The sequence below is a fragment of the Streptomyces durbertensis genome (assembly GCF_014156695.1).
Classification (GTDB): Bacteria; Actinomycetota; Actinomycetes; order Streptomycetales; family Streptomycetaceae; genus Streptomyces; species Streptomyces durbertensis.
Map to the genome: position 1 here is coordinate 1 of NZ_WMLF01000185.1, position 10177 is coordinate 10177.

A 10177-nucleotide genomic window follows, 5' to 3' on the forward strand; every position below is an offset into this window, starting at 1 on the left:
GCCCGGCCCGGCCCCGGGCACCCCCGAGGCCCACCCGCTGACCGGCCCGGCGCCCCCGGGCCGCTCCCGTCGAAGTCGTCCGCAGGACGTCCAGGAGGATGCCAGATGCCCGACTCCCCCCACACCTCGCCCGACGCGGCCGCCCGGGCGGCCTCACCCGCCGACCGCAAGCACGCCCAACTCGACGGGCACCGGGCGGACGACCCGAGGGAAGGCCCGCTGACCACGGACCAGGGTGTGGTCGTCGACCACACCGACGACTCGCTGAGCGCCGGCGAGCGCGGACCCACCCTCATGGAGGACTTCCACTTCAGGGAGAAGCTGACCCACTTCGACCACGAGCGGATCCCGGAGCGCGTGGTGCACGCCCGTGGCGCGGGCGCGTACGGGTTCTTCGAACCGTACGAGTCCTGCGCGGAGTTCACCCGCGCCGCCTTCCTCCAGGACCCCTCGGTGCGCACGCCGGTCTTCGTGCGGTTCTCCACCGTGCAGGGGCCGCGCGGCTCGGCCGACACCGTGCGCGACGTGCGCGGTTTCGCCACGAAGTTCTACACCTCCGAGGGCAACTTCGACCTGGTCGGCAACAACATGCCGGTGTTCTTCATCCAGGACGGCATCAAGTTCCCCGACTTCGTGCACGCCGTGAAGCCCGAACCGCACAACGAGATCCCCACCGGCGCCTCCGCGCACGACACGTTGTGGGACTTCGTGTCGCTGCAGCCCGAGACGCTGCACATGATGATGTGGCTGATGTCCGACCGTGCGATCCCCCGCAGCTACCGGATGATGCAGGGCTTCGGGGTGCACACCTTTCGGTTCGTCGACGCCGGCGGACGCGGCACGTTTGTGAAGTTCCACTGGAAGCCGAGGCTCGGCGCGCACTCGCTGGTGTGGGACGAGGCCCAGGAGTGCCAGGGCAGGGACCCCGACTACCACCGCCGCGACCTGTGGCAGGCCATCGAGTCCGGTCAGTTCCCCGAGTGGGAGCTTGGCGTGCAACTCATCCCGGAGACGCAAGAGTTCGCTTTCGACTTCGACCTGCTGGACGCGACGAAGCTCGTCCCGGAGGAGCAGGTGCCGGTGCGGCCGATCGGCCGGCTGGTCCTCGACCGCAACCCGGACAACTTCTTCGCGGAGACCGAGCAGGTCGCCTTCCACACCGCCAACGTCGTCCCCGGCATCGACTTCACCAACGACCCCCTGCTCCAGGCCAGGCTCTTCTCCTACCTGGACACCCAGCTCATCCGGCTCGGCGGCCCCAACTTCAGCCAGCTGCCGGTGAACCGGCCGGTGGCGCCGGTCCGCAACAACCAGCGCGACGGCTACCACCAGTCGCGGATCCACCGGGGCACGAGCTACACGCCGAACTCGCTCGGCGGTGGCTGCCCTGCCCTCGCCGGGCCCGGCGGCGGCGCGTTCACCCACTACACCGAGCGGGTCGACGGCCACACGATCCGGGCGCGCAGCGACAGCTTCCAGGACCACTACAGCCAGGCCGCCATGTTCTGGGCCAGCATGAGCCACTGGGAGCGCGCACACATCGTGGACGCCTTCCGGTTCGAGCTGGGCAAGGTGGAGACCATGGCGGTGCGCGAGCGGACCGTCGCCGAACTCGCGCGCGTCAACGTGTCGTTGGCGGAACAGGTCGCCGAGGGCGTCGGCGTCCGCGCGCCCGGGGACATCAGCGACGTCGCCGACCCCGTCGTCTCCCCCGCGCTCAGCCTGGAGTCCCTGCGCGGCGACGGCTCGATCCGCACCCGGCAGATCGCCGTCCTCGTGGTGGACGGTGTGGACGGCGCGCAACCGGACAGGCTCAGGGAGGAGCTGGAAGCCCGAGGTGCGGTCGTGGAGGCCCTGGCCCCGCACGACGGCACCGTGGACGGCGCCGACGGCCGGCCGGTGGGCGTGGACCGGGCGCTGCCCACCATGGCCTCCGTGCTGTACGACGCGGTGCTGCTGCCCAGCGCGCCGCCCGGCACGCTCCGCTCGGCGGCGCAGGGCGCGATCCCGCGGTTCGTGGGGGACGCGCTGCGGCACGGCAAGGCGGTCGGCGCGCTCGGCGAGGCCGTCGACCTGCTCTCCGGCCTCCCGGGGGCGCCGGAGACGGCGCCGGGGGCCGGGCTGCCGGAGCGGCACGGGGTGGTCGTGGATCCGGGCCCTTCGCCTGACGTGGCGGCCTTCGCCGGGACGTTCGCCGACTGCGTCGCCGCGCACCGGCACTTCCAGCGCCAGCCGTGAGGCGGGTCGCCCCCTTGCGAGCCCTGGCACCTCTCGACAGTCGACACGAAAGGCAGGACAGCTCATGACCACCGACGATCTGCCGTTGCCCGGCTTCGACCAGCTCTCCCCCGGTGATCTGGAGCACCGGGTGCGCGCGCTGGACCGGGCGCAGCTCGAACGGCTGCTGGCACACGAGCGGGACCACGCCGACCGACCGGCCGTGCGCGCCCTGCTGGAGAACCGGATGCGGCGGCTGGACGAGGGAGCCGAGCCCTCGCCCGGCGGCGACGCCGAACAGCCCCCGCCCGGTCAGGCGCCGCCCGCCGGCTCCCCGGTGAGCCCCGACACCTCGCCCGAGCCCAGCCACGGCCCGCCGCACGGCAGCCCGCACCAGATGGGCCGCGGCGACCGGATGGGGCCCTGACGCCCGGAATGGGGCTCTGGCCCCCGGTACCGGGCCGGTCGGCCGCCGTCCGGTGTGGACGGCGGCCGACCGGGCACCCGTGAGCACATGTCCACCGAGAGTCTGAACCACCGCAGCTACTGGGCGGACTCCGCCCCGGCCACCGGAACCACCACCTTCCCCGCGCTGCGCGAGGACAGCGCCGACGTTGTTGTCGTCGGGGGCGGCATCGTCGGCCTGCTCACCGCCTGGGAACTCACCCGCCGCGGCGCCGACGTCGTGCTGGTGGAGGCCGGCCGGATCGCCAGCGCGGTCAGCGGCCGCACCAGCGCCAAGGTGACCGCCCTGCACGGCTTCACCTACTCCTCGCTGGCGGAGCGGCACGACGAGGCGACCGCCGAACTGTACGCCCGCTCCCAGGTCGACGCGCTGCGGCACCTCGCGGGCGTCGTCGACACCCTGGACGCGGACGTCGGCTGGGAGCGGGTTCCCGCCTACAGCTACGTCGAGTCCGCGCGGGAGCTGCCCCGGCTGCAGGCCGAGGAGCGGGCCGCGGCCGCCGCCGGACTGCCGGTGCGCGCGGTGACCGAGGTGGACCTGCCGTTCCCCGTCGCCGGCGCGCTGCGACTGGACGACCAGTACCAGTTCCACCCGCGCCGCTTCCTGCTGGCGCTCGCCGCGGACCTGGCCCGGCGCGGGGTGAGGATCTACGAGAACAGCCGGGTGGTGAAGCTGCACGACGGGGCGGTGGGGCGGGTGGCCACCGCCGACGGCGCCACCGTCACCGCGCCCGACGTGGTGGTCGCCACCCACTACCCGGTGTTCGACAGGTCCGGCGCCTTCGCCCGGCTCTCGGTGCGGCGCGAGGTGGTGCTGGCGGGTTCGCTGCCGGTGGACCGGGCGCCGGGCGGCATGTACCTCACCTTCGAGGACCGCACCCGGTCGATGCGCTGCGCCCCGCTCCCCGACCCGGGTCGGCGGCTGCTCGTCGTGACCGGGGAGAAGTTCACCCCCGGCGAGGAGGACGCCGCCGGCGCGTTCCACCGGCTGACCGACTGGGCGCGGGTGCGGTTCCCCGGCGTGCGGCTCAGCCACCGGTGGGCGACCCAGGACGCCTTCAGCACCGACGGTCTGCCGCTGGTGGGCCGCCTCAACCCGGCCACCCGGCACGTGCTGCTGGCCACCGGCTTCGCCGGCTGGGGCATGAGCGGTGGCGTGATGGCCGCCCGGCTACTGACCGACTACCTCACCGGGCGGCCCCGCCCGCCGTGGAGCCGGATCTACGACCCGCGCCGCCTCCCCGGCTTCTCGGAGGCCGGTGAACTCCTCGGGCACCAGGCCTTTGTCGCCAAGCACTTCGTCGGCGACCGCCTGCACTCCGATCCGCCGCTGGCCGAACTCGCCCCGGGCGAGGGCGCGGTGGTCGAGTACGAGGGCGAACGCCACGCCGCCTACCGCGAGCCGGACGGGCGGGTGCGGCTGCTGTCGGCGCGCTGCACCCACCTGGGCTGCCTGGTGCGGTTCGACGACGCCGAGCGCGAGTGGGCGTGCCCCTGCCACGGGTCCCGCTTCGCGGTCGACGGTTCCGTCCTGCACGGCCCGGCCACCCGCCCGCTGGAGGCCAGGGAAGCCCCGGCCGAGCCCTTCGAGGGGCCCGGCGGGGGACCCTGACGACCAGCGCTAGCCCGGCGACCAGCGGTAGCGGTGAGCCGTGGCGTGGCGGACGGCGCCGGTCAGTCGGCGTGGACCGGCGGACCGAACCGCAGGGAGAAGTGGTCCTGGGTGGCCGGTAGCGGGGCGTCCGGGCCGAGTCGGTGGGAGAGCAGCCGGGGCACCCCCACGGCGAGCAGCTGCGCGAGGAAGGCGCTGGTCGTCAGCAGGACGAGGTTCTGTCCCGGACAGCCCGCCGGGCCGTCGCTGAACGGGACGAAGGCCCCGGCGGTCGCCGTCGAGTCCACCGGGCCGGCGGCGCGCAGCCACAGGTCGGGGTTGAACCGGTCCCGGTCGGGCCCGGCGGGGTCGCCACGGTGCAGGTAGGGGGCGTAGATCACTACCAGGGTGTTCGCCGGCAGCCTGTCGCCGTTGGGCATGCGGACCGGTTCCGCGTTCTCCCGCAGCACCAGGGGGGTGGTGGGCCACAGCCGGACGGACTCCAGCACGGTGGCGCGCAGCAGCGGCCAGGACGCCGCACCCTTCCCCGGCGGGTCCTCGGCGACCTCCCGGCGGGCCCGGGCGGCCGTCTCGGGATGGGTGGCGAGCAGCGCCAGAGCGCGTGCGGTGACGATTCCCGCCACGTCGTAGGCGAACAGCCAGTGCGGGATCTGGCCCACCGCGTCCAGACGGGCGGCGTGCGCGACCAGGGTGCCCTCCTCGGCGCGCGCGGCGTAGGCGTTCAGCCGCCGCCTGAACGCGGCGCGCAGCAGGCGTCGCCGCGGGGAGAGCATGGCCCAGTTGGCGGCGCCGCGCAGGGCGTCGAGCTGCCGGGTGATGGTGGTGTCGTCCCTGGCGAGGTCGCCGAGGGTGATCCTGCGGACGGTGCGCCACCAGGCGGCTTCCAGCCGGGGCCAGTCGATCACGCCGTCCGCCCTGGCCTCGGCGACCAGGCCGGCGACCTCCTCGCCGGCGATCCGCACGAACCGTTCGGCGGCCGGGTGCAGCGGCCGGTCGGTGGCCAGCACCTCCTCGTTCTTGCGGCGACGCGACTCCCGTTCGTCCGGATCGCTGATCAGCACGCCGTGCGGCTGGAACTGGCCGAGCGCGGCCCGCTTCTCGAAGGCGGCCGGGGAGAACGGTCGCGGGGTGTGCTCCAGCACGTACCGGGCGTCGGCCGGGTCGAGGACAAGGGCGATCCGGCGGGGCCGTTCCATCACGGTCAGCGGTCCCTCGCCGTGCTGCCGGTGCAGGCGTTCGGCGACGGCCACGCCCCGGGCGTCCCAGCCGACGCGCTCGGCCAGCCCCATGCCGAGTCGGCGTCGGGTGATCGCGCCGCCGAGCACCACGGGCAGGAAGGCGTCACCGAGGACGCGGGCCCGGTCGGCGGCGTCGGGCTTCTGGTTCGGTGCTTCGGTCGGCTCTCGGTGGCCAGCTTGACGCATCGTTCCTCCGGGAGGGCGGGAGCTGGTTCGGGTACCGCGATCGGCCGCCTTCCAAACGAGCGGTGGTGTGACCGGGCGGAGCTCCTCCGTGAGGTGGTCCGGTGTGGTTGTCCGGGCGGCGGGCGGGTACCCGGGGCGGGTCCGGGAGCCGTCGAGACAGGGAGCGGGCGTATGTCCACAGCGCGCGGTGGCCAGGGGGGCGGCGGGGGGCTTCGGGTGGTGGTGACGGGTGCCAGCGGCAACGTCGGGACCAGTGTGGTGAAGGCGCTGCTGGCGTCCTCCCGGCCGGTCTCGGTCGTCGGCGTCGCGCGGCGGCTACCGGACCGGCAGCAGGACGGCACCGACTGGGTGAGCGTCGACATCGGGCGGCCGGACGCGGAACGGGAGCTGACCCGGGTGCTGGAGGGCGCGGACGCGGTGATCCATCTGGCGTGGCTGCTCCAGCCCAGCCACGATCCGGCGGTCACCTGGCGCACCAACGTGCTGGGCACCGACCGGGTGCTGCGGGCCGCCGCGGCGGCCGAGGTGCCGGCGGTGGTGTGCGCCTCCTCGGTGGCGGCCTACTCGCCGCGCCCCGCCGACCGGGACCGGTTCTGGGTGGACGAGTCCTGGCCCACGCACGGCTGGCCGACCGCCGCGTACAGCAGGGAGAAGGCGTACGTGGAGCGACTCCTGGACGTCTTCGAGCGGGACCAGCCGGCCGTGCGGGTGGTGCGGATGCGGCCGAGCTTCATCTTCAAGCGGGGGTCGGCGATGGAGCAGCGGCGGCATTTTGCCGGGCCGCTGCTGCCGAACCGGCTGGTGCGGCCGTCGTTGGTGCCGGTGGTGCCGGACGTTCCGGGGCTGCGGTTCCAGGCGGTGCACTCCGACGACGTCGGGCGCGCGTGCGCGAGCGCCGTCACCGGCGAGGCGCGGGGCGCGTTCAACCTGGCGGCCGACACGCTGCTGGACGGGCCCGAGTTGGGGCGGCTGCTGGACGCCCGGCCCGTGCCCGTGCCGAGGCTGCCGGTACGCCAGGCCCTCGCCGCGGCCTGGCGGCTGCGGCTGGTACCGGCCCCGCCGACGCTCTTCGACGCGCTGATGCGGCTCCCGCTGCTGGAGACCGGGCGGGCGCGGAGTGAGCTGGGCTGGGAGCCGACGCTCAGCGGCCCGGAGGCCGTCGCCGAACTGCTCCGGGGCATGCGGGAGGGCGCCGGGATGGACACTCCCCCGCTCACGGCGCGGCTGCGCGGCGGCCGGCTGCGGGAGCTGGCCACCGGCGTCGGCGGCCGCGCCTGACGCTCGTCCACGCGACGACCGGACCGCCCGGCGGTCCGACCGCCCGGCGGTCGGACCACGCGACGGAAGGTGTACCCGATCGCCGGACGGCGGGGATGAATGGGACGTTCCGGCCCGGGTACCCGCACCTCGCCCGTGCCCTACCCCCCCCCGTACGAGGAGGCCGCGATGCCCGCCGGAAGCTCACGCAAGAGGGAACGCCAGTACGAGCACATCAAGGAGAGCGCCGAGAAGCGCGGCGAGAGCAAGAAACGCGCCAAGGAGATCGCCGCGCGCACGGTCAACAAGGAACGGGCCCAGTCCGGCGAGAGCCGTACGGCCAGCAGGACCTCCACCGACGACATGTCCGCCTCGCGCCGGGGCGGACAGCGTTCGCACAGCGGGTCCAAGGGCCCCACCCGCGACCAGCTCTACGCCGAGGCGCAGCGCAAGAACGTGAAGGGCCGCAGCAACATGAACAAGGACGAACTGCGCCGCGCGGTCGGCAAGTAGGACCGTCCGCCCCCGAGGAGGGCCGGTCCTGCCTGCCGACCGCCGCGCGACGCTCAGTCCGGGGACGGGGGCTCTTCCGCCAGCCCCGCGGCGCCGGCTCTACGCCTGGGCAGCCGGGTGCTGAGCGCCTGCGCAAGGCGGCGGTCCATGGCGCCGTGCTCGGCCCAGCCGGTGACCTCCTCGGCGAGCAGCCGCAGCTTGGTGTTGGTGTCCTGGGAGGTGTCCCGCAGAATGCGGAAAGCCTCCTCGCAGCCGCATCCGCCCAGCGCCATGACCACGCCGACGGCCTGGTCGATCACCGCGTGCGACTCGACGGCCTGTTCCAGCTGGGCCACCCGCTCGGCCAGCACGGCCTCGCCCGTCGCGGTGTCGGGTCGGTCGGCGCTCTGCATGCCCGTTCCTCCCAGTTCCGTCGCCACTCGCGCCGGCGGGCGCGACCGTTACGCCACCGTAACGCGAACGGCGTGCGCCGGTGGGACGGTGAGGCGCATGGGGGTGGCCCGTGCACTCGACCGGGCGGATCTCAGCCGGGCGTGAGCGCCTTCCGCACCACAGCCAGGCGCAGCGCCTCCAGCGTCTCCGCCTGGCGGTCGGCCCGCTCGAGCAGCTCGCGCAGGAGGTCCGGCCAGCGGCCCTCGTGGGCCTCCGGCAGTTCCGCCAGCGCTCGCCACAGGGACGCCTTGCCCTGGACGCCCAGGGTCATCGCCTCGAACTCCAGGACGGCCCTCACCTCGGTGTCCCGCATCAGCCTGCCGTTGGGTTTGAAGCGCCCCAGCGTCTCCCCCAGCCGACCGGCGACGATCATGGAGCGGCGGACGGGCACGTCGAGCTCGCGCATCAGGCGCAGCAGGGTGGCGCGGTCCTCGTCGATCTCCTCGGCCAGCCGCGCCAGCTCCGCCGAGACCCCTTCGTCCTCCTGCTGCCGCTCCAGCCGCTCCAGCAGGCGGACGCCGGCGGTGGCTCCCATCAGGTGGTTGTTGAGGTAGACGGTCAGCGACCTGGAGCGGGGCTCCCGGCGCTCACGCTCGTCCTCGGCCCCCGGGTGGCGGGGGTCGGTGTGGTGCGTCATCGTTCCTCCCGATCGCCACGGGCGCGGCCGAGGTCCCCCTCGGGAACCGCGCCGGCGGTCGGGCCTCCGGCCGCCTGGCGCAGTTCCCGCAGCCGCGCGCCGGCCCGCTCCCGCAGGCCCTCCAGCGGGTCGGCGAGCCGCCGGGTGGGTACGTCGAGGACCGCTCGGAGTCGGGGTCGACAAAACGGACCGAACGGTACGGAAAGTCGCGGCCGATGGTCTCGCACGTCGGAGTCTGTCACCGGATCTCCTCCTTCCCGGGGGCCGGCGGACGCGGCCCGGGGTCGAACGACGGTTCTTCGCCCGCCGGGTGCCCGTGGGCAGGCGTACCCAATCCACCGAGCACCCGGACGCGGCGACGGCGACGGCGACGGCGACGGCGACAAGAACCAACAACCCCCACGATGGCCGGTTTGGAGTGATCCATGGGGGTATGCGATCCGTCACCACGACGACACGCCGGTGGCGGGCCCGACGGGTGCACCTCGTCGGCCGCCCCCGCGCCGCGTCGTGCCCGGAACCCCCGCCGGAGCGGGCCTGATACTCCGCCGGGGTACCCCTTCTGCCCTCCTGACCGGAAAGAAGGTCCGAACGCCGTGGAGAAGGTGACGCACGCGGCGGGATTTGCCATCGTGGAAATGGAAGCCGGGGTTCCGGTTCTCACTCCGCCGCGCGGCGGAGTGAGGCCCGTGCCACTCACAGGAAACTCCCGGCGGTGCTTCGGACAGCAGGCACGCGACAGACGAGCCACGACATGCGGTCGGCACGCCGCAGACCGTGGGGACCACACGTTCGCGCACTGGGAGTGAGCTGACTCCATGAGCACCATCGACGCCCGCCCCGCCGCCCGTAGCCGGCGGCCTCGACACGACCACCACGACGCCCCCGACACGACGGCCGCCCTGCAGCGACTGACCACCCTGCCCGACGGCCCCGAGCGGGACGCGTTGCGACAGGAGGTGGTGAGCGCGTGGCTGCCCATGGCCGGGCGGCTCGCGCGCAAGTACCGCAACCGCGGTGAGGAGACCGAAGACCTCGAGCAGGTCGCCGCACTGGGTCTGACCAAGGCGGTGGAACGCTTTGATCCCAGCCTGGGCAAGGCGTTCGAGAGCTACGCCGTGCCCATGATCCTCGGCGAGATCAAGAAGCACTTCCGGGACAACACCTGGGACGTCCACGTGCCCAGGCGGGTCCAGGAGCTGCGAAACCGGGTGAGGCGCTCGGTGCGGGAGCTGGCCGCGACCACCGGCCGCGCGCCCACGATCGCCCAACTGGCGGAACACACCGGCCTGAGCCAGGAGGACGCCCAGCTCGGCCTGGACGCGCTGGAGAGCTACAGTTCGCTGTCGCTCGACGCCGAACTGCCGGGGGCGGAGAGCGGGTACAGCCTGCTGGACACGCTCGGCTCCGCGGAACCCGCCTACCAGCGGATCATCAGCCGGGAGTCGGTCAAGCCGTGCCTGCGGCGCCTGCCCGAGCGGGAGAAGCGCATCCTGTACCTGCGGTTCTACTGCGACATGACCCAGAGCCGGATCGCCGACCGGCTGAACATCTCGCAGATGCACGTCTCCCGGGTACTGCGCCGCACCTGCGAGCGGGTGCGGCGCAGTACCCGGGAGA

10 protein-coding genes are annotated in these 10177 nt (G+C 73.9%); 6 read left to right on the forward strand and 4 right to left on the reverse strand.

Going from position 1 to position 10177, the window contains the following annotated elements; genetic code table 11:
• Positions 1 to 105 precede the first annotated feature (105 nt).
• From GL263_RS14145 to GL263_RS14155, 3 genes are all read left to right on the forward strand, one after another.
• Positions 106 to 2238, forward strand: coding sequence for a catalase (locus GL263_RS14145; RefSeq protein WP_182856049.1), 2133 nt, complete (start codon positions 106 to 108; stop codon positions 2236 to 2238).
• A 64-nt stretch (positions 2239 to 2302) separates the two neighbouring features.
• Complete coding sequence (locus tag GL263_RS14150) at positions 2303 to 2644, forward strand: DUF8129 domain-containing protein (RefSeq protein WP_182856050.1); 342 nt, start codon at positions 2303 to 2305, stop codon at positions 2642 to 2644.
• Between the two features lie 87 nt (positions 2645 to 2731).
• Positions 2732 to 4294, forward strand: coding sequence for an FAD-dependent oxidoreductase (locus GL263_RS14155; RefSeq protein WP_182856051.1), 1563 nt, complete (start codon positions 2732 to 2734; stop codon positions 4292 to 4294).
• Between the two features lie 62 nt (positions 4295 to 4356).
• Here the strand turns inward: GL263_RS14155 and GL263_RS14160 are convergent, their stop codons facing one another.
• Positions 4357 to 5718: a cytochrome P450 gene (locus GL263_RS14160; protein WP_182856052.1), complete on the reverse strand. Its 1362-nt coding sequence runs from the start codon at positions 5716 to 5718 to the stop codon at positions 4357 to 4359.
• A 171-nt stretch (positions 5719 to 5889) separates the two neighbouring features.
• On the opposite strand from GL263_RS14160, the gene GL263_RS14165 reads away from it, so the two are divergent.
• The gene (locus GL263_RS14165; protein WP_182856053.1) at positions 5890 to 6996 is read left to right on the forward strand and encodes an NAD-dependent epimerase/dehydratase family protein; all 1107 of its coding nucleotides are present in this window, start codon (positions 5890 to 5892) and stop codon (positions 6994 to 6996) included.
• Positions 6997 to 7164: 168 nt separating this feature from the next.
• Entirely contained in the window at positions 7165 to 7488 is a 324-nt protein-coding gene (locus GL263_RS14170) for a plasmid stabilization protein (RefSeq protein WP_182856054.1), read from the forward strand.
• 53 nt (positions 7489 to 7541) lie between these two features.
• Here the strand turns inward: GL263_RS14170 and GL263_RS14175 are convergent, their stop codons facing one another.
• The 3 genes from GL263_RS14175 to GL263_RS14185 form a co-directional block, all read right to left on the reverse strand.
• Positions 7542 to 7880 (reverse strand): ANTAR domain-containing protein, encoded by a 339-nt coding sequence (locus GL263_RS14175; RefSeq protein WP_182856055.1) that lies wholly within the window; start codon positions 7878 to 7880, stop codon positions 7542 to 7544.
• A gap of 131 nt (positions 7881 to 8011) precedes the next feature.
• Positions 8012 to 8557, reverse strand: a complete 546-nt coding sequence (locus tag GL263_RS14180; protein WP_182856056.1) for a hypothetical protein — start codon at positions 8555 to 8557, stop codon at positions 8012 to 8014.
• Positions 8554 to 8799: a hypothetical protein gene (locus tag GL263_RS14185; protein ID WP_182856057.1), complete on the reverse strand. Its 246-nt coding sequence runs from the start codon at positions 8797 to 8799 to the stop codon at positions 8554 to 8556. The genes GL263_RS14180 and GL263_RS14185 overlap by 4 nt, the downstream gene beginning before the upstream one ends.
• Before the next feature lie 576 nt (positions 8800 to 9375).
• Between GL263_RS14185 and GL263_RS14190 the strand changes: the two genes are divergently transcribed.
• A partial coding sequence (locus GL263_RS14190) for a SigB/SigF/SigG family RNA polymerase sigma factor (RefSeq protein ID WP_182856058.1) occupies positions 9376 to 10177 on the forward strand: 802 nt, incomplete at its 3' end.